The 20,751-nt window shown below is 52.7% G+C and carries 21 protein-coding genes; 12 read left to right on the top strand and 9 right to left on the bottom strand.

All coding sequences use genetic code 11. The features are described from left to right. Positions 1-27 precede the first annotated feature (27 nt). The 3 genes from prs to lolB all read right to left on the bottom strand — a co-directional run bounded on the left by prs (position 28) and on the right by lolB (position 2,712). Positions 28-975 carry a ribose-phosphate diphosphokinase gene (prs, locus tag ACVXHP_RS05840; protein ID WP_001518537.1) on the bottom strand — a complete coding sequence of 316 codons (948 nt, stop codon included), beginning with the start codon at positions 973-975 and terminating at the stop codon, positions 28-30. A 265-nt stretch (positions 976-1,240) separates the two neighbouring features. Then, on the bottom strand, positions 1,241-2,092 hold the full coding sequence (ispE, locus tag ACVXHP_RS05835; protein WP_447571043.1) for a 4-(cytidine 5'-diphospho)-2-C-methyl-D-erythritol kinase: 852 nt from the start codon (positions 2,090-2,092) through the stop codon (positions 1,241-1,243). Next, positions 2,089-2,712 carry a lipoprotein insertase outer membrane protein LolB gene (gene lolB, locus ACVXHP_RS05830; protein ID WP_032939657.1) on the bottom strand — a complete coding sequence of 208 codons (624 nt, stop codon included), beginning with the start codon at positions 2,710-2,712 and terminating at the stop codon, positions 2,089-2,091. Before lolB ends, ispE begins: the two co-directional genes overlap by 4 nt. Positions 2,713-2,923: 211 nt before the next feature. On the opposite strand from lolB, the gene hemA reads away from it, so the two are divergent. The 6 genes from hemA to kdsA are packed head-to-tail and all read left to right on the top strand — an operon-like array spanning position 2,924 to position 8,229. After that, positions 2,924-4,180, top strand: coding sequence for a glutamyl-tRNA reductase (gene hemA / locus ACVXHP_RS05825; RefSeq protein WP_042307946.1), 1,257 nt, complete (start codon positions 2,924-2,926; stop codon positions 4,178-4,180). Positions 4,181-4,221: 41 nt separating this feature from the next. Next, positions 4,222-5,304, top strand: a complete 1,083-nt coding sequence (gene prfA, locus ACVXHP_RS05820; RefSeq protein ID WP_200006262.1) for a peptide chain release factor 1 — start codon at positions 4,222-4,224, stop codon at positions 5,302-5,304. After that, positions 5,304-6,137, top strand: coding sequence for a peptide chain release factor N(5)-glutamine methyltransferase (gene prmC, locus ACVXHP_RS05815; protein WP_447571042.1), 834 nt, complete (start codon positions 5,304-5,306; stop codon positions 6,135-6,137). Before prfA ends, prmC begins: the two co-directional genes overlap by 1 nt. Further along, positions 6,134-6,526 carry an invasion regulator SirB2 gene (sirB2, locus tag ACVXHP_RS05810; protein WP_304699113.1) on the top strand — a complete coding sequence of 131 codons (393 nt, stop codon included), beginning with the start codon at positions 6,134-6,136 and terminating at the stop codon, positions 6,524-6,526. The genes prmC and sirB2 overlap by 4 nt, the downstream gene beginning before the upstream one ends. Positions 6,527-6,529: 3 nt before the next feature. After that, entirely contained in the window at positions 6,530-7,339 is an 810-nt protein-coding gene (gene sirB1 / locus ACVXHP_RS05805) for an invasion regulator SirB1 (RefSeq protein WP_006684256.1), read from the top strand. A 35-nt stretch (positions 7,340-7,374) separates the two neighbouring features. Then, positions 7,375-8,229: a 3-deoxy-8-phosphooctulonate synthase gene (gene kdsA, locus ACVXHP_RS05800; protein ID WP_200006265.1), complete on the top strand. Its 855-nt coding sequence runs from the start codon at positions 7,375-7,377 to the stop codon at positions 8,227-8,229. 46 nt (positions 8,230-8,275) lie between these two features. Here the strand turns inward: kdsA and bdcA are convergent, their stop codons facing one another. Then, positions 8,276-8,989, bottom strand: a complete 714-nt coding sequence (bdcA, locus tag ACVXHP_RS05795) for an SDR family oxidoreductase (RefSeq protein ID WP_316130288.1) — start codon at positions 8,987-8,989, stop codon at positions 8,276-8,278. A gap of 72 nt (positions 8,990-9,061) precedes the next feature. Between bdcA and ACVXHP_RS05790 the strand changes: the two genes are divergently transcribed. Together ACVXHP_RS05790 and ACVXHP_RS05785 are read left to right on the top strand one after the other, a co-directional pair. Then, complete coding sequence (locus ACVXHP_RS05790) at positions 9,062-9,652, top strand: TetR/AcrR family transcriptional regulator (RefSeq protein WP_200006267.1); 591 nt, start codon at positions 9,062-9,064, stop codon at positions 9,650-9,652. 28 nt (positions 9,653-9,680) lie between these two features. Beyond that, positions 9,681-11,369 (top strand): amidohydrolase, encoded by a 1,689-nt coding sequence (locus tag ACVXHP_RS05785; protein WP_447571041.1) that lies wholly within the window; start codon positions 9,681-9,683, stop codon positions 11,367-11,369. 55 nt (positions 11,370-11,424) lie between these two features. On the opposite strand, the gene chaA is transcribed toward ACVXHP_RS05785, so the two are convergent. Then, entirely contained in the window at positions 11,425-12,525 is a 1,101-nt protein-coding gene (gene chaA, locus ACVXHP_RS05780; RefSeq protein ID WP_200006269.1) for a sodium-potassium/proton antiporter ChaA, read from the bottom strand. Positions 12,526-12,799: 274 nt separating this feature from the next. Here chaA and chaB point away from each other — a divergent pair, with 274 nt between their 5' ends. Next, positions 12,800-13,030: a putative cation transport regulator ChaB gene (gene chaB / locus ACVXHP_RS05775; protein ID WP_043016118.1), complete on the top strand. Its 231-nt coding sequence runs from the start codon at positions 12,800-12,802 to the stop codon at positions 13,028-13,030. Between the two features lie 196 nt (positions 13,031-13,226). Beyond that, complete coding sequence (locus ACVXHP_RS05770; protein WP_191221085.1) at positions 13,227-13,922, top strand: gamma-glutamylcyclotransferase; 696 nt, start codon at positions 13,227-13,229, stop codon at positions 13,920-13,922. A 53-nt stretch (positions 13,923-13,975) separates the two neighbouring features. On the opposite strand, the gene ACVXHP_RS05765 is transcribed toward ACVXHP_RS05770, so the two are convergent. After that, on the bottom strand, positions 13,976-14,221 hold the full coding sequence (locus ACVXHP_RS05765; RefSeq protein WP_165407771.1) for a DUF1883 domain-containing protein: 246 nt from the start codon (positions 14,219-14,221) through the stop codon (positions 13,976-13,978). Between the two features lie 260 nt (positions 14,222-14,481). Further along, on the bottom strand, positions 14,482-14,835 hold the full coding sequence (locus ACVXHP_RS05760; RefSeq protein ID WP_447571040.1) for a DsrE/DsrF/TusD sulfur relay family protein: 354 nt from the start codon (positions 14,833-14,835) through the stop codon (positions 14,482-14,484). Positions 14,836-15,043: 208 nt separating this feature from the next. On the opposite strand from ACVXHP_RS05760, the gene ACVXHP_RS05755 reads away from it, so the two are divergent. Continuing rightward, positions 15,044-16,429: a YchO/YchP family invasin gene (locus tag ACVXHP_RS05755; RefSeq protein WP_447571039.1), complete on the top strand. Its 1,386-nt coding sequence runs from the start codon at positions 15,044-15,046 to the stop codon at positions 16,427-16,429. 21 nt (positions 16,430-16,450) lie between these two features. Here ACVXHP_RS05755 and narL read toward each other — a convergent pair whose 3' ends face one another. Then, complete coding sequence (gene narL / locus ACVXHP_RS05750) at positions 16,451-17,101, bottom strand: two-component system response regulator NarL (protein WP_038641125.1); 651 nt, start codon at positions 17,099-17,101, stop codon at positions 16,451-16,453. After that, positions 17,094-18,890, bottom strand: a complete 1,797-nt coding sequence (narX, locus tag ACVXHP_RS05745) for a nitrate/nitrite two-component system sensor histidine kinase NarX (RefSeq protein WP_447571038.1) — start codon at positions 18,888-18,890, stop codon at positions 17,094-17,096. The genes narL and narX overlap by 8 nt, the downstream gene beginning before the upstream one ends. Before the next feature lie 340 nt (positions 18,891-19,230). Between narX and ACVXHP_RS05740 the strand changes: the two genes are divergently transcribed. Next, positions 19,231-20,622, top strand: a complete 1,392-nt coding sequence (locus ACVXHP_RS05740) for a NarK family nitrate/nitrite MFS transporter (RefSeq protein WP_200006273.1) — start codon at positions 19,231-19,233, stop codon at positions 20,620-20,622. Positions 20,623-20,751: the final 129 nt, after the last annotated feature.

The raw sequence follows: 20,751 nt of genomic DNA, 5'->3' as shown, positions 1-20,751 counted from the left end.
CGCAGCGGGTTTTTGAGCCGGGCTCGATTAATGCTCGAACATAGCAGAGATAGATTCTTCGTTGCTGATACGACGAATCGCTTCGGCCAGCATACCCGACAGGGTCAATGTACGCACGTTTGGCAGCGCTTTGATTTCGTCAGTCAGTGGAATAGTGTCACAGACAACGACTTCATCAATCACTGAGTTGCGCAGGTTGTTTGCCGCATTACCTGAGAAGATCGGGTGGGTTGCGTAAGCAAATACGCGTTTTGCACCACGTTCTTTCAGTGCTTCTGCTGCTTTACACAGCGTACCACCGGTATCGATCATGTCATCAACCAGCACGCAGTCACGACCTGCAACGTCACCAATGATGTGCATCACCTGAGAAACGTTCGCACGCGGACGACGTTTGTCGATGATAGCCATATCGGTATCGTTCAGCAGTTTAGCGATAGCACGGGCACGCACGACGCCACCGATGTCCGGAGAAACCACGATCGGGTTGTCCAGGTTCAGCTGCAGCATGTCTTCTAACAGGATCGGGCTACCGAATACGTTATCAACCGGTACGTCAAAGAAGCCCTGGATCTGTTCAGCATGCAGGTCAACGGTGAGGACGCGGTCAACGCCAACGCTGGACAGGAAATCAGCGACGACTTTAGCGGTAATCGGTACACGAGCGGAACGTACGCGACGATCCTGACGTGCATAGCCGAAGTAAGGAATAACGGCGGTGATACGGCCTGCGGAAGCACGGCGCAGCGCATCAACCATAACGACCAATTCCATCAGGTTGTCGTTAGTAGGGGCACAAGTGGACTGGATGATGAAAATATCACCACCGCGTACATTTTCATTAATTTGTACGCTGACTTCGCCGTCGCTAAAGCGACCTACAGCGGCGTCGCCGAGTGAAGTGTACAGGCGGTTGGCAATACGTTGTGCTAGTTCCGGGGTGGCGTTACCAGCAAAAAGCTTCATATCAGGCACGAGAAGAACCTCAGGCATGCGTCCATTGGTGGAAAGAATCTGCCGAAAACTGTGCGGGCCAGGCAGTATCCTCTCCATGCGGTGTATTAAAGAGCGCGATGCAACGTCTGGAACAGGGTGACGTTGTCACCGCAACTCAGCTTGCCCGGCTTACCCTTCATCCTTCGCGTTTCATGTGCGTTGGCGTTAATTCCTCACACCAGTGCATAGTTTTGTATGCGCCAGGCGTTCTGTCATCTCGCCATCTTCCTGAAACCCGAATGATTTAGAGTAACGCTCTATGCAATGGGGAGAGGTTGACGCCTTTCGCCACAAAGCCTTTGAGCCATTCCGGGGCTTGCTCAAGCACCTGGCGAGCACGAGACTCTGTGTCAAATTCAGCAAAGACACAAGCCCCTGTACCAGTCAGGCGCGACGGCGCGTATTCTAACAGCCAGGAAAGCGCCGCATCAACCTCGCGAAAACGTTTTCTTGCGATAACCTCGCAATCATTGCCGAATTCACATTTTAGTAACGTGTTTATTGACCTTTTTGGCGTGTTACGCGGGAGGTCAGGATCGTTAAAAATGACCGGCGTCGGAATACTGACTCCCGGGTGAGCGACCAGATACCATTTTTCTTGTGGATCGACCGGCGTCAGGATTTCTCCCACGCCTTCGGCAAAAGCCGCGTGGCCGCGCACGAACACGGGAACATCCGCCCCCAACGTCAAGCCGATTGCCGCCAGTTCATCAACCGAAAGCCCGCATTGCCAAAGATGATTCAGCGCCACCAGAACGGTGGCCGCATTTGACGAACCGCCGCCCAGGCCGCCACCCATCGGCAGACGTTTTTCGATACTGATGTCCGCGCCGCTTCCTGCGGGCAGGCGATCGCTTGCAGACGCCGTCTTCGTCAGCAAACGCGCCGCGCGCACGATCAGGTTATCTTCATGCGCAACGCCCTCCACCGGGGTTAGGAGATGAATTTCACCATCGTGGCGCAGATTGATGCCAATCTCGTCGCCATAGTCGAGAAACTGGAATAACGTCTGCAGCGTGTGGTAACCGTCCGCACGCTGCCCGGTGATGTATAAAAACAGATTCAGTTTTGCCGGAGAGGGCCAATGGCTCATCATTTCACAATCCAGTTATCCATTTTCAGCTTGATACGCTGGGAGCCGTCAGACAGCTCCATGTTGGCCGGCATTGCAGGCTGCGTTTTGCTGTCGTAGGCGCTATAGACCACTTTCCAGTTTTTACCGTCTTTGCTGTAGTTCACTTCACTCAGTCGATATTGGTCGTCGAGTTTGTAATCGGTGGCGTCACCCGGCAGACCAAGGATCCACTGGCGCAGGCTGTTCAACGGAATAGGCATACCGGTCAGTTTACCAATCATCTCTTCGGCGTCGTCGGCGGTGTAGTGCTTGCCTTTGTTATCGACAAGCTCAACGTTGCCCGGCTGCGCATTGAGTTCCAGTTCCGTGCTGCCCAGTGGGTTAGTCAGCAGCAGACGATAGCGATCCTGTCCGGTTTGCTGCCAGAAAAAGCGGGCATACACTTTCTGTTGATCGGAGATATAAGCAAACGCACCGCGCGTCTGATATTGGTTCAGGGCGCGTACTTCCTGCTGGTGCTGGCGCCACTGCGGGGAATCGGGGCTTTTGCCGGGACCTTTCGGCGCGTTGAGCGTACAGGCACTAAGAACCAGGGCCGCAAGGGGCAGCAGGCGAATCAGGCGAAAATCAGGCAGGGTCATAATGATGACAAATCCTTGAGATACGTTGCAGTTATAACTCTCAATGCTAGCGCCACCATCTGACATCGTCTACGTTCAAGTTATCTTAAATCGCTTAAATTTGTGCGCTAAGCTATTACTCCAAAAGGGGGGTGTCTCTTTTATTGACCGCACGCATCCTGTATGATGCACCCAGTCTAACCTTATCAACGCTGGTACTATTCCCGCTCACATGACCCTTTTAGCGCTTGGTATTAACCATAAAACGGCACCTGTATCGCTGCGAGAACGCGTAACGTTTTCGCCGGATACGCTCGATCAGGCGCTGGACAGCCTGCAAGCGCTGCCAATGGTGCAGGGCGGGGTAGTGCTGTCGACATGTAACCGCACAGAGATTTACCTCAGCGTGGAAGAGCAGGACAACCTGCAAGAAGCGCTGATTCGCTGGTTGTGCGAATACCATAATCTTAATGAAGAAGACCTGCGCAATAGCCTGTACTGGCACCAGGACAATGACGCCGTCAGTCATCTGATGCGTGTCGCTAGTGGTCTGGATTCGTTGGTGCTCGGTGAACCACAGATTCTGGGACAGGTGAAAAAAGCCTTTGCGGATTCGCAGAAAGGCCACCAGAACGCCAGTGCCCTGGAGCGCATGTTCCAGAAGTCATTCTCTGTCGCTAAACGTGTTCGTACCGAAACTGATATCGGCGCCAGCGCTGTTTCCGTGGCTTTTGCCGCCTGTACGCTGGCGCGGCAGATCTTTGAATCACTCTCCACGGTAACCGTGCTGTTAGTCGGCGCAGGCGAGACCATCGAGCTGGTGGCGCGTCATTTGCGCGAACACAAAGTGAAGAAGATGATCATCGCCAACCGTACGCGTGAACGCGCGCAGGTGCTGGCGGATGAAGTCGGCGCCGAAGTGATTTCATTGAGCGATATCGACGCCCGCTTGCAGGATGCCGATATCATTATCAGTTCAACCGCCAGTCCGCTGCCGATCATCGGTAAAGGAATGGTAGAGCGTGCGCTTAAAAACCGTCGTAACCAGCCTATGCTGCTGGTGGATATCGCCGTACCGCGCGATGTCGAGCCGGAAGTGGGCAAATTGTCCAACGCCTACTTGTACAGCGTTGACGATCTGCAAAGCATCATTTCGCATAACCTGGCCCAGCGCAAAGCGGCGGCCGTGGAAGCCGAAACAATTGTTGCGCAGGAAACCAGCGAGTTTATGGCCTGGCTGCGTGCCCAGGGCGCAAGTGACACTATCCGCGAGTATCGCAGTCAGTCAGAACAGATCCGTGATGAACTGACCGCCAAAGCGTTGGCCGCTCTTCAACAGGGCGGTGATGCGCAAGCTATTATGCAGGATCTGGCCTGGAAACTGACTAACCGCCTGATCCATGCACCAACCAAATCACTTCAACAGGCCGCCCGTGACGGGGATAGTGAACGCCTGAATATTCTGCGCGACAGCCTCGGGCTGGAGTAGCAGCACACCAATCTTATTTTTTACAGGGTGCATTTACGCCTATGAAGCCTTCTATCGTTGCCAAACTGGAAGCCCTGCATGAACGTCATGAAGAAGTTCAGGCGCTGCTCGGCGATGCGGGTACTATCGCAGACCAGGACCGCTTTCGCGCACTGTCGCGCGAATATGCCCAATTAAGCGATGTATCGCGCTGTTTTACGGACTGGCAACAGGTTCAGGAAGATATCGAGACAGCTCAGATGATGCTCGACGATCCTGAAATGCGTGAAATGGCGCAGGATGAACTGCGCGAAGCAAAAGAGAAATGTGAACAGCTGGAACAACACCTGCAGGTACTGCTGTTACCGAAAGACCCTGACGACGAACGTAACGCCTTCCTCGAAGTGCGTGCGGGAACCGGTGGTGATGAAGCGGCGCTGTTTGCCGGCGATCTGTTCCGCATGTACAGCCGTTACGCTGAAGCGCGTCGCTGGCGGGTTGAGATCATGAGCGCCAGCGAAGGCGAGCATGGTGGATTTAAAGAAGTCATTGCCAAGATCAGCGGCGAAGGCGTTTATGGCCGACTGAAATTTGAGTCCGGCGGTCATCGCGTGCAGCGTGTTCCAGCGACGGAATCACAGGGTCGAATTCATACTTCGGCCTGTACGGTCGCGGTCATGCCGGAACTGCCGGATGCTGAACTGCCGGATATCAACCCGGCCGATCTGCGTATTGATACCTTCCGCTCATCAGGCGCTGGCGGTCAGCACGTTAACACCACCGACTCTGCAATCCGTATTACCCACTTGCCAACCGGCATCGTGGTGGAATGCCAGGACGAACGTTCACAGCATAAAAACAAAGCGAAAGCGATGTCGGTGCTGGGAGCGCGCATTCGTGCGGCCGAAGTAGCAAGACGTCAACAGGCGGAAGCCTCTGAGCGTCGCAACCTGCTGGGCAGCGGCGATCGCAGCGATCGCAACCGCACCTATAACTTCCCGCAGGGGCGCGTGACCGATCACCGCATTAACCTGACGCTCTACCGTCTGGATGAAGCGATGGAAGGTAAACTGGATATGCTCATTGAGCCGATTGTCCAGGAATACCAGGCCGATCAACTGGCGGCGTTGTCCGAGCAGGATTAATGGACTATCAGCACTGGCTGCGTGAAGCGATAAGCCAATTACAGGCAAGCGAAAGCCCGCGCCGTGACGCCGAGATTTTACTCGAGTTCGTTACCGGCAAGGGGCGCACCTTTATTCTGGCTTTCGGTGAAACGCTGTTAACCGAAGCGCAGCGTCAGCAGCTCGATACGTTACTGGAGCGGCGTCAGCGGGGCGAACCCGTGGCGCACTTAACCGGTGTTCGCGAGTTCTGGTCGCTGCCGCTGTTTGTATCGCCGGCCACGCTGATTCCGCGTCCGGATACCGAGTGTCTGGTGGAGCAGGCGCTGGCTCGCCTGCCAGCCTCTGCATGTCGCATTCTCGATCTGGGAACCGGTACGGGCGCGATTGCGCTGGCGCTGGCAACCGAGCGTCCGGATTGCGCGGTGACGGCGGTTGATCGGATGCCGGATGCCGTGGCGCTGGCTATGCGCAATACACAGCACCTGGCTATCGACAATGTTCGTGTGCTGCAAAGCGACTGGTTTAGCGCTTTGCAGGGGCAAAAGTTTGACATGATTGTCAGCAATCCGCCGTACATCGACGAACAGGACCCGCACCTGGCGCAGGGTGATGTGCGCTTTGAGCCGCTGTCGGCGCTGGTGGCGGGCGATGAGGGGCTGGCGGATATCGTACATATTATTGACCAGGCTCAGCACGTGTTAACGCCCGGCGGCTATCTGTTGCTGGAACATGGCTGGCAGCAGGGTGAGGCCGTGCGCGATGCCTTTACTCGCGCGGGTTATCTGGCGGTTGAAACCTGCCGTGATTATGGCGGCAACGAGCGAATTACGCTTGGACGCATCCCATCATGAGTACCTTCAGTGTGTTACTCAACGTTCATCTCATCAGCATTGCGCTTTCCGTTAGTCTGCTGACGCTGCGTTTTTGGTGGCGTTACACCGACGCGCGTCTTGCCCATGCCCGCTGGACACGCATTGTGCCGCCGGTGGTGGATACCGTTTTATTACTCAGCGGCGTAGCGTTAATGGTTAAAACGCACATCCTGCCATTCACCGAACAAGGGACATGGCTGACTGAAAAGCTGTTTGGGGTTATCATTTACATCGTTTTGGGTTTTATTGCGCTCGATTACCGTCGGGCGCGCAGCCAGCAGGCGCGATTAGTCGCATTTCCGCTGGCGTTGGTGGTGCTGTACATCATCATTAAACTCGCCACCACAAAAATACCGTTACTGGGGTAAGTCATGAGGTCGTTAGCTGATTTCGAATTTAATAAAGCGCCATTGTGTGATGGGATGATCCTGGCGTCGGAGTCTATCCGTCTGGATTTTCCAACACAAACTGTCTATGACGAACTGGAACGTCTGGTCAGTCTGGCGCAAGAAGAAATTAGCCAGCTCCTGTCTCAGGATGAGCAACTGGAAAAACTGCTGGCACTTTTTTACGGCGAATGGGGTTTTACGGACACCCACGGCGTCTATCGTCTTTCTGATGCACTATGGCTCGACCAGGTTCTGAAAAATCGTCAGGGCAGTGCGGTGTCGTTGGGCGCGATCTTATTGTGGATTGCCAACCGACTGGATCTGCCGCTGGTACCGGTGATTTTCCCGACACAACTCATCCTGCGCATTGAATCGCTCGATGGCGAAATGTGGCTAATCAATCCGTTCAATGGCGAAACGTTAAATGAACACACGCTGGAAGTGTGGCTGAAGGGAAATATCAGCCCGGTCGCGGAACTGTTTAATGAAGATCTGGATGAAGCGGATAACGCAGAAGTGATCCGCAAACTGCTCGACACGCTGAAATCATCGCTGATGGAAGAGCGGCAAATGGAACTGGCGCTGCGTGCCAGTGAAGCATTATTGCAGTTTAATCCTGAAGATCCGTATGAAATACGCGATCGGGGATTGATATATGCGCAACTGGAGTGTGAACATGTTGCGCTGACAGATTTAAGTTATTTCGTTGAGCAGTGTCCGGAAGACCCGATCAGCGAAATGATTCGTGCGCAGATTAATACGATTTCGCACAAACAAATTGTATTGCATTGATTAATGACACTTTACCTACCGTTTAAGGCGATCCTATGAAACAAAAAGTGGTTAGCATTGGCGACATCAACGTGGCAAATGACCTGCCGTTCGTGCTGTTTGGCGGAATGAACGTGCTGGAATCCCGCGATCTGGCGATGCGCATTTGTGAGCACTACGTAACCGTTACTCAAAAACTGGGTATCCCTTACGTGTTCAAAGCCTCCTTTGATAAAGCCAACCGTTCTTCCATCCACTCTTACCGTGGACCGGGCCTTGAAGAAGGGATGAAAATCTTCCAGGAACTGAAGCAAACTTTTGGCGTAAAAGTGATCACCGACGTTCATGAAGCCAGCCAGGCACAGCCTGTTGCTGACGTGGTGGATGTGATTCAGCTGCCGGCATTCCTCGCTCGCCAGACCGATCTGGTTGAAGCGATGGCGAAAACCGGTGCCGTTATCAACGTGAAAAAACCGCAGTTCGTAAGCCCGGGTCAGATGGGTAATATCGTGGATAAATTCCATGAAGGCGGTAACGATAAGGTTATCCTGTGTGACCGTGGCGCGAACTTTGGTTATGACAACCTGGTTGTGGATATGCTGGGCTTTAGCGTGATGAAAAAGGTCTCCGGCAACTCACCGGTGATTTTCGACGTTACCCATGCGCTGCAGTGCCGCGACCCGTTTGGCGCCGCAAGCAGCGGCCGTCGTGGTCAGGTGACTGAACTGGCGCGCGCGGGCATGGCGGTAGGTCTGGCAGGCCTGTTTATTGAAGCGCATCCGGATCCAGCCAATGCGAAATGCGATGGCCCATCCGCACTGCCGCTGGCGAAACTGGAACAGTTCCTCACGCAGATTAAAGCGATTGATGACCTGGTGAAAAGCTTCGACGAACTCGATACTGAGAACTAAGAAAGCTGAACAGGCCGGGGCATTTGTCTCCGGCCTGTTATTACTGTCAGGCGCCAAACGCCCCATCAATTGTATGCATCGCTCCCGTCACAAACCCGGCCTCCGGGCCAGCAAGCCAGGCAACCATTCCGGCTACTTCTTCTGGTCGACCGTGTCGTTTTAGCGCCATAAAGCTGTGCATCAGCTCTTTCAATGGGCCTTCAGCTGGATTCGCATCGGTATCGATGGGACCCGGTTGCACCACGTTGACCGTAATACCGCGCGCGCCGAAATCACGGGCAAGTCCTCTTGCCAGGCCTTGCAGAGCAGACTTGCTTAACGCGTAGGAAGCCATACCGGCAATTGGCATACGATCGCCGTTCACTGAACCAATAATGATAATCCGCCCGCCGTCAGGCATTTGTCGTGCCGCCTCTACTGCCGCGTACCAGGGGGCGTGGATATTAATGCGGAACAGGCGCTCAACGTCATCGGGATCCTGCTCCAGCGCGTCGCCGAACAGCACAATTCCTGCATTCACCACTAACACATCCAGCGGTCCGCTTTCCCGTACCCGCTTAATGACGGCATCGCGATCGGCGCTATCGGTTTGCGCCGGGTGGGAACCTGTTTCATCCGCAAGCACTTGAGCCGCGTCTGCGGAGCCTGAATAGGTAAAGGTCACTGCTGCGCCATCTGCAGCGAAACGGCGCACAATAGCCGCGCCAATCCCACGACTGCCGCCAAGGACCAGAACTGACTTGCCGTTAAATGGGGACATGAGATACTCCTTGAACAATTATGTAGTGATCGATATATAATGGCCGCATGGTTTTCTGTCAATGGATTTGTAATGAGCACTACAAAATGTTCGCGCGCCCCAGGCCGACCACGCAATTTTGACCCGGAACTGGCTGTTGCCAAAGTACAGCCCTTATTTCACGCGCATGGATACGATGCTGTGAGCGTAGCGGATGTTACGCAGGCCCTGAACATCAAGCCGCCCAGTTTCTATGCCGCTTTTGGGAACAAAATCGGTCTTTATGAACGCGTGCTTGGTCGCTATGTACAAACCGATGCGATCCCGTTTGATGACATTTTGCGTTCTGACAGGCCGGTTGCCGAGAGTCTTGCTGCGTTGCTTGAAGAGGCGGCGCGGCGCTATGCCGCGGATCCGCATGCGCCGGGTTGTTTGGTTCTGGAGGGCACGCATAGCAACGATCCGCAGGCGCGGCAGGTGGCACGGGATTTCTACTCGGTTGCTGAACATAAAATTCATGACTTTATCGCCCAACGCCATCCCGAAGTGGCTGACAGCCTGACCGATTATGTCAGTACCACGATGCTCGGTCTGTCGGGAAAAGCCCGTTGTGGGCATACGCTCGAACGTTTGCTATCCAGTGCACACATCGCCAGCCAGGCGGTGCTGCATCAGCTTTCCTGATTTTCATCACGTGAAAAGGTAGATTAATATGATGGGTAAACTGGGACTTTGCTTTAATACTCCCCCTCCGGCTATTCGCAACGCAACGTTGGCTGCAATTCTGATTGGAACTTCATTTCTGGTGCATTCTCAGGACAAAGCCGATGTTATTTTGTATAACGGCAAGCTGATTACCATGGATGAACAACAACCCAACGCGCAGGCGCTGGCGGTAAAAGGGCGGCATATTATTGCGGTTGGTAATAATGAAACGGTGAAAAAATGGTCCGGACCGAACACGAAGGAAATCAATCTGACGGGGCAAACCGTTATTCCGGGATTAATTGATGCGCATCTGCATGGCATTCGTGGTGGCAGGACGTTTTTATTTGAAACCTACTGGTTTGATACTAAAAATTTACCCGATGCGTTAAATAAACTCTCGCAATCTGCGGCCAAGAAAAACGCTACGCAATGGGTGGCGGTGGCTGGCTCATGGATACCTGAACAATTTGCTGAAAAGCGGGATCCGACGGTTCAGGAACTGAATCAGGCGCTGCCTCATCATCCTGCGTATATACAAAGCCTTTATGACTATGCCCTGTTAAATCAAAAGGCTATCGAGACCCTAAAACTTAATAGTCCACAGCCGGATGTTCCGGCAGGGATCGTGATAGAACGCGATGATAAAGGGCTGGCAACGGGTAAATTACGCGGGACCATTGGCAGCTTTAACCAGCTTTTCGCCCAGATTAGCCAGACTTCCGATGTTGAAAAGAACCTTAACGCCTTTATTCATTATCTAAATAAACGCGGCGTGGTCGGTTTTATCGATCCTTCTGCCGGGCATGAGCAAGCTTATCGTGATTTCTTTAAACTTCAGCAGCAACCTCTCAGGATACGGGTTGGGTATCGTTTATCGGCGCCGCCTGGTAATGAGACCGAATGGTTTAAACAACGTCTGGCATTTCGCCCGGCAATACACGATGACGGCAGAATAGCCTTTCTGGGCTTCGGTGAAAGCCTGGTGATGGCAATGAATGATGGCGTACGGATGTCATCTGGATTTAATTCTTCTGCACAATCCCAACAAGAACAATTAAAGGTGCTCCAGCTTGCTGCCAAAGAAGGGGTTGCCGTAGAAATACATGCCTACACCGATGACAGTGCGGGCGCGATTTTAGATCTCATTAGCGAGGTGGCTAAATCGTATGACATTGCTCCGTTGCGCTGGTCTATTGCGCACCTCAATACCGGTACGCCCGAATCGATTGCCCGCATGAAGAAACTCGGTTTAGCCTATTCTGTTCAGATGGGACCCTATTTTGAATCTCCCGCCATTGAACGCGCAAATGGTAAAACGGTGGCGGCGCTAGCATCGCCAGTTCAACCCGCGTTAGAGCAGGGGGTAATCGTTGCCGGGGGGACAGATGCGACGCGAATTGGCGTTGCGGGAGTGTGGCATGCTATTGAGTATCATGTCACAGGTAAGACGCTCGACGGCTCGGTACGCCATGACACGCGCCAGTTAAGCCGGGAAAATGCGTTAAAAATGTATACCCTGAATGCCGCCTGGCTGGCTTTTGCCGAACAGCAGCGGGGAAGTTTGCGGGCCGGTAAACTCGCCGATTTTGCGGTGCTGAATCAGGATATTATGGCTATTGCGCCAGACAAATTGCATCAAACGGAATCGTTATTAACGTTTGTCGATGGCCAACAGGTTTATCCGGCGCAATAAACGCGGTAAAAGAAAACGGCCCTGCAAAGGGCCGTTGGTGCCGCCAAAATAATAATCAGGCAAATATCGTCATCAGATAGGCGATAAATAGCGCCAGATGCGCCGCACCGTTAAGCACATTGGTTCGTCCGGTGGAGAAAGATATTTGGCACAGTACCAGCGACGAGACCATGACAATCATCTCCGGCGCGCCCAAAGCAAACACCAAATCATTACCTGTTGCCCAGGCGATCAGCGTCACTACCGGTACGGTGAGTGAAATAGTGGCTAATACTGAACCGAAGAACAAATTCATCGCCCGCTGTACCTGATTGTTCAGCACCGCTTTCAGCGCCCCCAGCCCTTCAGGGGAGAGGATCAACAATGCCACCAGGAAACCGGTAAACGCCACTGGCGCATTGAGCTCAGTCAGCAAGGTCTCCAGCGGACTGGCGTTCATCTTGGTGACGGCGATAACAGCGATCAGGTGAATGATGAGCCACGCAGCGTGCCAGATATTGCTGTGCGCTGACGGCTTACCATGATGAGGATCGTCGTCGTCACCCTCATCTTCATGCTCGTAAATGAACAGACTCTGGTGCGTTTTTGTTTGAATCAGCAAGAATACGCCGTACATTGCCGCAGAAATGAGCGCCACCAGTAGCGCCTGCGCGGTAGTAAAATTGGCTCCCGGTAACGCCATTGGAAACACCAGCACAATAATGGCCAGCGGAAACAGGGCGATTAAATACTGCTTAATACCAAACAGGTTCATATACTGAGTGGCAAATTTGCGGCCGCCCAGCAGTAATGAAAAACCGACTAAACCGCCGGTGACGATCATAATGATCGAATACAGCGTGTCGCGCATTAGCGTCGGCGCGGCATCGCCGGTCGCCATTAATGCGGAAATTAAACTGACTTCAAGAATAACAACTGACAGACTGAGGATCAGCGAGCCGTAGGGTTCGCCAAGTCGATGTGCTAATACGTCCGCATGACGGACAACGCTGAATGCGCTGCTTAATATACCAATAAGGGCAAGCGCATTAATGCCGATGACCACTGGTAGTGACTGACTGCTCCCCCATAAGAACAGTACTACCAGCGCCAGAATCGGGAAGACGAGAGAGGTCTCCTTGTGGCGGGTTTTTACCGCCTCATGTACTTGCGTCATTAAGTTAATTCTCCATCTCTGCAGGTATTTATAATTATAAAAGTATTAAAGAATGTAAAAAATAACAGAAAAAGCGGTTTTGTAGGTGACATTTTACGAAATTTTACCGCATCGCTTATTTTCCTTCTCTAAGTGGTCAAAAACAAACTTCTTGTTTATAGAGTGTTTAATTAACAGAAGGTTAGGTGAGGAAATAATTTAAAAATGTCTATGATTGGCGCATCGCAGCATTGTTAACCACACTTAAGGTTTAGCCCAAAAAGAGGAGTTCACAATGCCCTATAAATCGAAAAGCGATCTGCCTGACAGCGTACAGCATGTTCTGCCAGCCCATGCTCAGGACATCTATAAAGAAGCCTTTAATAGCGCCTGGGAACAGTATAAAGATAAATCTGACCGTCGTGATGATGCCACCCGCGAAGAGACGGCACACAAGGTAGCGTGGGCCGCGGTGAAAAATGATTATCAAAAGGGTGATGATGATAAATGGCATAAAAAGACGTAACAGTATCAATTATAATGCCTTTATCAATTAGTCTGAATCATCCGTTAGCGAATCGTGCTATGCCGCGCCGTTACTGGCTTGCAAGCGAGTGGTGAATTGCCTATCGTGCAGCTATTGGTTTCAAAATGAGCAGTAAAAAGGCCCGGAAGGCGTCAAAAAAGTTGTCGCAGGGAAGCTGCAGTGGCGGAGGTGTAAGGTGTTAACGCGTGATTTTTTATTGAATGCCGACTGTAAGACGGCATTTGGCGCTATTGAAGAATCACTACTCTGGTCAGCGGAACAACGGGCAGCCTCACTGGCCGCCACGCTCGCTTGCCGACCAGATGATGGACCGGTGTGGATCTTCGGTTATGGATCGTTGATGTGGAACCCGGCCTTAGAATTTGAAGAGTCCTGTACCGGGACATTAGTCGGTTGGCACCGTGCATTTTGCCTGCGTCTGACGGCGGGGCGAGGAACGGCCTGTCAGCCGGGACGTATGCTGGCCCTGAAAGAGGGCGGACGCACTACCGGCGTGGCCTATCGCTTACCGGACGCATCGCTGGAGCAAGAACTTTCTCTGCTGTGGAAGCGTGAAATGATCACCGGTTGTTATCTGCCGACCTGGTGTCAATTGGCGCTGGATGACGGACGGACAGTGAACGCGCTGGTCTTTATTATGGATCCGCGCCACCCGTTGTTCGAGTCGGATACGCGCGCGCAGGTGATCGCGCCGCTTATCGCCGCGGCCAGTGGACCTTTAGGCACCAATGCCCAGTATCTGTTCTCACTGGAACAAGAACTGGTGAAGCTGGGAATGCAGGATGACTGTCTTAACGATCTGGTGATTACGGTCAAACGGTTGTTGGGAGAGAACCTGCCGGAAGGCGTTATACGGCCAGGATTTGCCTAGCTTCAGCGTGTGTCGTGTGCCCGACAGCCAGGTGCTTATCGGGCATTTCACGATTATGCTGCAATAAAACTTATTGAATGCTCAAGCGACTGACTGTGGCTGTCGATCAGCACGTTCCAGACGCCGGTATAAGGTACGGTCAACCATGCGCTATCACGATCCTGCACGCTTAAGATGTCGGACTGCGTGTCTTTGACGTGATTTTTCTCGCTCATCAGATGGATGTGGCAGCGCTCGGAACAGCGCACTACCACCGTATCGCCACCAAATAACTTTAAACTCGCCTTCACTAATGCCATTTTTCACCCCGTTCTTGAAAACAACGTACTTTCTGTCGAAAGTGCTGCGTGATGTTGTTCACATTTCACTCATTGCATAACACCAAAGGGGGAGCAACAGGATGCTGATTTTGATCAAAAAATGGCATAACGATTAAACAAAAGTGACAAAGTTCCTCAGAACGGTTGAAAGGGCGTGTTAACGTTCAACGAAACCGCGCCCATCTAAGATTAAATCCGGAAATTTCCAGCACTTTCAGTGCGCGTGCCTGCAAGCGCTGTCAGAAGGTCAACACTTTATCTGCATCCAGCGTCCATTGGGCCAGTTCTACTAGCGTGCCCACGGCTACGCCATCGATTAAAGGCAGGTCGGTGATCCCCCGACCGTCAGTGCAGGTTTTGCACAGTTTTACCGGAACGTTTTGCGCTGTCAGGATCTCCAGCATTTGCTGAATATTGTATCCTTCCGCCGGTTTCTGACCTCGTAATCCCGCCGTAACCGCATCCGACATTAAAAACAGACGCAGATCGAGACCGGCATCTTGTTCACGCAAAGCGATGGCCAGACGCAGGCTGTTAAATAACGATTCGCTTCCATAGGCCGCACCGTTCGCGACGATCACTATCTTTTGCATTTTGACTCCTGTTGTCGGATGGGAGGGATAATTCCTGGCGTGTATGGTACTCCCTGTACCAGATATCGAAAAGAAAGCATGTGAAGACCCCTTATTATTCGTGTCAGAAAATCCCGAAAACAGGGATAAAGGCTGCAATTAATTGCTGAAGACGTTATGGTTTAGGTTAAGTGAGCCTAATTAATTGATTTAAGAAATAACTAACGATTTGAGCCGTATTATTTATTTTCCTCTCGCCGTATTTGCACTCTTGCCACTGGCAGGGGGTACTGCCAGCGCACAATCCTCTTTTGTTCACCAAGCTGAAAATCCATTCGATAACGATAGCGATGGTTTGCCCGATCTCGGTATGGCACCGGAATCGCGGGCAGGCGAAAAGCATTTTGCCGAAATGGTTAAAGCATTTGGTGAAGCCAGTATGACCGATAACGGCCTTGATACCGGCGAACAGGCGAAGCAATTCGCGTTTGGTCAGGTACGTGACACGGTCAGCGAACAGGTGAATCAACAACTGGAATCCTGGCTCTCTCCCTGGGGAAACGCCAGCGTAGGGTTGCAGGTGGATAACGAGGGCAGCTTTACCGGCAGCCGGGGAAGTTGGTTTATTCCGTGGCAGGACAATCAACGCTATCTTACCTGGAGCCAGTTAGGCATGACGCAACAGGATGAGGGCTTAGTCAGTAATGCGGGGATTGGGCAGCGCTGGGTACACGACGGCTGGCTACTGGGTTACAACACGTTTTATGACAATTTGTTGGATGAAAATCTGCCCCGGGGCGGCTTAGGTGCAGAAGCGTGGGGCGAATATTTACGATTATCCGCGAATTATTACCAACCCTTTTCTTCCTGGCAGGATCGTTCCACCACGCAGGAACAACGGATGGCCCGGGGATACGACCTGACCGCGCAGATGCGGATGCCTTTCTATCATCATCTCAATACCAGCGTCAGTGTTGAACAGTATTTTGGCGACCGGGTGGATCTGTTTCATTCAGGAACTGGATATCACAATCCGGTAGCAGTGAACCTCGGGCTGAGCTATACGCCGGTGCCGCTGATTACGATGACTGCCCAGCATAAGCAAGGTGAAAATGGCGTCAGTCAGAATAACCTCGGATTAACGCTGAATTATCGTTTCGGTGTCCCATTAAAAAAACAACTGATGGTCAGCGAAGTGGCAAACAGCCGCTCGCTACGTGGCAGTCGTTATGACGATCCGCAGCGTAATAGTTTACCAACGCTGGAGTATCGCCAGCGTAAAACCCTGTCGGTATTTTTGGCCACGCCGCCCTGGGATCTCAAGCCTGGAGAAACGGTGGCGCTGGAGGTACAAGTGCGTAGCCTGCATGGGATCCGCCACCTCGCATGGCAGGGGGATACGCAGGCGCTGAGTTTAACTGCTGGCAGCAGTACCCGAAGCGCACAGGGCTGGACGATTATTATGCCGAAGTGGGACAGTAGAGAAGGGGCGACAAACCGCTGGCGGCTGTCGGTAGTGGTAGAAGATGAGCTGGGCCAGCGTGTCTCTTCCAATGAGATCACGCTATCACTGACCGAACCGTTTATCAGCGTTTCGGCAAATGATCCTCGCTAACCACGATGCACGACTGCGTAATTAGAAAATGCGTTCCTGATGCACCCAAACCGCCGCTTCTACGCGTGATTTGAGCTTCATTTTCTTCAGCATATGCTTCACATGAACTTTTACCGTGCTTTCGGTGATGTCCAGGCGGCGGGCAATCATCTTGTTAGGCAGGCCCTGGGCAATAAGCTTGAGAATGTCGCGCTCGCGCGGCGTCAACTGGGTGACATCACGGTCAGATGTCGCGCGGTTGGCGCGCAGGCTGGCGGCCAGAACCGGCGTTAAGGCTTCGCTCAGCACCATTTCACCGGCGGCTGCCTGTTGCAATGCTTTCAGTAAATCCTCCGGCTCCATATCTTTCAGCAGGTAACCGTCCGCGCCGCGTTTCAGTGCGGTAACGACATCTTCTTCATGATTGGATACGCTAAACACCACGATGCGGCCAGACAGGGACTTTTCACGCAGCTTGTCGAGGGTTTCCAGACCGTTCATGCCGGGCATGTTGAGATCAAGCAGGATCAGATCGGGATCAAGAGATTCAGCCAGCTCGATACCCTGTTCACCATTGCTGGCTTCACCGACAACGGTGATATCCTGCGCCATGCTGACAAGCTGTTTTACACCGGTTCGCAGCATTGGATGATCGTCGATCAACAGGATGGTAGCCGGTTCCAGATTACTCATGGGTATCTCCTTGGACTTCTGTGAAGTTTGTTTCGGGAATAAAAGTGACAGTAACTTCCGTACCGCCTGTCTCACGACGGCAAACACGACAATCGCCGCGCAGGCTCTGCGCACGGTCGCGCATTATTATCATGCCGTAGTGGTTACTGCGTTCGGCGTTTTCCGGTACGCCGCAGCCGTTATCTTGTACTGTGAGTTTGATCTGTTTGCCATTTTGCACCACCGTCACGACAACTTCATCGGCATGGGAGTGCTTCAGGGCATTGCTCAGGGCTTCTCGAGCAATTTGTAATAAGTGAATCGCCTGATGCGAAGGGACCAGACGCGGCGGCAGCTGATAATCCAACTTAACCGCAAAACCAAAGCGGGCGCTGTATTCCTGACAGCTGGCTTCCAGCGCGGGCCGCAACCCGGGTTCGGTGAGCTGCAAACGGAAGGTCGTTAACAGCTCACGCAGTTGCGCCCACGAGGCATTCAATTCATTACGAATCTGGCTAAGCAATTCGCGACTATTCTCGGGCAGCGCATCGCCCTGCATCTGCAAACAGCTAACCTGCATCTTCATACATGAAAGCGATTGTGCAATAGAATCATGGAGTTCGCGCGCAATGGTGGCACGCTCCTCCATCACGATCAACTGCTGTTGACGCTCCTGATGCCTGTCGAGCGCAAGCGTAGCGGTCAGTTGCTCAACCAGGGTATCAACCAGCTGTTGCTGATCGTGGCTGAGATGGCGTCCGTTCGGCAATGTAGCGAGCAGGATACCATACTGGGTATGCGCGTCGGTCAGCCGCCACTTCAGCGTGATACCACCTTCTATCGTGGGCAGCGTACCGCGTGGGCACAGATGACATCCTTTCTCATCGCAGCTGACATTGGACTGACAGGTAAATTCCTGATGATTATCTTCATCCTCCAGATCATAAACCCGCAGCTCAATATCATGCAGCAGGGTCAAATTCTGCAGGCCGTTCAGCACCGGAGAGAGGCGTTCGCACAACGGCACCTGAGAATGCAGGCGGCGGTTGGCTTGCCACAGAAAAGAGAGGATCTGATTTTTATGCTCCAGCCCGGCCGTTTTCTCCTGTACCCGCTGTTCCAGTACCGCGTAACTCTCAGCCAGCTCTTCCGACATATTGTTCAGCGCCGAGCCCAAAGCCGCCATTTCATTACGCCCGCTGATATGCGCACGTTGGGTAAAATCACGTTGGCTGACGGCTCGCGCCATCGCCAATAGCTGTTTCCACGGCTCCAGCAGGCGTACGCGTAGCCAGATAATAGTGAAGACCAGCAGTAAAGCCATAAATGCCGCCATCAGACGATGTAACAGGACGACGCGTTCAATCCGTAATTCGGTGGTATGGTCGAAGGCGGTAACCAGCTTATCCAGCCCAACGACAAAGCGCGTAACATCTTGCGCCACCGCATCAGGCGTTTGCGCGTGGGCAAGCCCTGGCGCCAGCTCAGTGTGCCAGTAATCCTGTAATGCCTTTAACTGCGCCTGTTGTCCATCGCGCTGTGCGGCCCGCGTTAACTCTGGACTAAACGCCGTTTTCTCCATTTCATCCAGTAGCGGTTGATCGTCGGCTTCCAGTGGCACCGCCGCCAGCAGACGATAACTCTGCATACGCAGCGAGCCGGCTTTGTTAATGGCATGGGCGCTACCCTGAACGCCCTGAACCAGCCAACCGGAGACTGCCATACCTGCCACGCCGATGGCAGTAGACAATAAAACAATCAGCGCCACCTGGTTGACCAGCGTAAGCGGGGAGAGACAACGTTTAAACATGGTGACTTGTTTCCTTCGGGTCTTCGTAGAACAGAAACCCTTTTGAATAACGGTTCTGCTGCGGGCAGTGGCGTTATTCTCGGCGATACACTGGAGTATACCCATACCTCAAACGGGCTACCTCTTAATTGCCAGTCAAGGGGGAGGTCATGAGTAAGGGGGAGTAGAAGACGACAGAAGCGTGAAAAACCACATCTTTTTTACCGAAGTAATGTACTCATTTAGGGTGATGATAAATTTTAGGCATGAATAATGACACCTTTTCCTTTGATTTATATCAACTTACCTCCAGCTGTAAACCCTAAGGTTGCAGGCATCGAAACAAGTATCAGAGGTGTCTATGAGTCACTCATCTGCCCCGGAAAGGGCATCTGGAGCTGTAATTACAGAATGGCGGCCGGAAGATCCTGTCTTCTGGCAACAGCGTGGTCAACGAATCGCCAGCCGTAACCTGTGGATTTCCGTCCCTTGCTTGCTGCTGGCGTTTTGCGTGTGGATGTTATTTAGCGCCGTTGCGGTGAACTTACCGAAAGTCGGCTTTAATTTCACCACGGAGCAATTGTTCATGTTGACGGCGTTGCCGTCGGTTTCCGGCGCGCTTCTGCGTGTGCCGTACTCCTTTATGGTTCCTCTGTTTGGTGGACGTCGCTGGACGGCGTTCAGCACCGGTATCTTGATCATCCCATGCGTATGGTTAGGTTTTGCGGTGCAGGATACCACCACGCCATTTAGTACCTTTATTATTATCTCCTTGCTGTGCGGTTTTGCCGGTGCGAACTTTGCATCAAGTATGGCGAATATCAGCTTCTTCTTTCCAAAACAAAAGCAGGGCGGTGCGCTGGGTCTGAACGGTGGTCTGGGCAACATGGGCGTCAGCGTAATGCAGTTGGTTGCTCCGCTGGTGGTCTCACTGTCAATCTTTGCTGCATTTGGTAGCCACGGGGTTCAACAACCGGATGGTACGCAGTTGTATCTGGCAAACGCCGCATGGATTTGGGTTCCGTTCCTGGCTGTGCTGACGCTGGCTGCATGGTTTGGTATGAACGAACTGGCAACCTCAAAAGCGTCACTGAAAGCGCAATTACCGGTGCTAAAACGCGGGCACCTGTGGATCATGAGCTTGCTGTATCTGGCAACCTTCGGTTCGTTTATCGGTTTCTCTGCCGGTTTTGCGATGCTGTCTAAAACGCAATTTCCTGAAGTACAGATCCTGCATTACGCCTTCTTTGGTCCGCTGATTGGCGCGTTGGCGCGCTCAGCCGGCGGGGCAATTTCTGACCGCCTGGGCGGAACGCGCGTGACGCTGGTGAACTTTGTGCTGATGGCTCTCTTCAGTGCCTTGCTGTTCCTGACGCTGCCAACCAATGGCGTAGGTGGCAACTTTACCGCTTTCTTCGCGGTGTTCCTGGCGCTGTTCCTGACGGCCGGTCTGGGGAGTGGTTCAACCTTCCAGATGATCTCCGTTATCTTCCGCAAGCTGACGATGGACAGAGTGAAAGCGGAAGGCGGGTCAGAAGAGAAGGCAATGCGTGAAGCGGCAACCGACACTGCGGCGGCGCTCGGTTTTATCTCAGCCATTGGCGCGATTGGCGGCTTCTTTATTCCCAAAGCATTTGGTACTTCCCTGGCGTTAACGGGATCACCTGTTGATGCGATGAAAGTGTTTGTGATCTTCTATGTCGCCTGCGTGGTTATCACCTGGGCGGTGTACGGACGTCATTCTAAAAAGTAAAAAAGTAGTAGCAGTTGATTATCCATTGCGCGGCGTTAGACCGCGCTTTTTTTTGCCTGTAATTAGTTACAACATACTTTTGTATTGAGACATGACAACAGCCTGTGAGAACTGTGCTCGCAATATGCT

Source organism: Citrobacter freundii complex sp. 2025EL-00176 (assembly GCF_053309355.1).
Note: the sequence above shows the minus strand (reverse complement) of the source record. Positions and strands in the feature narration are given on the sequence as shown.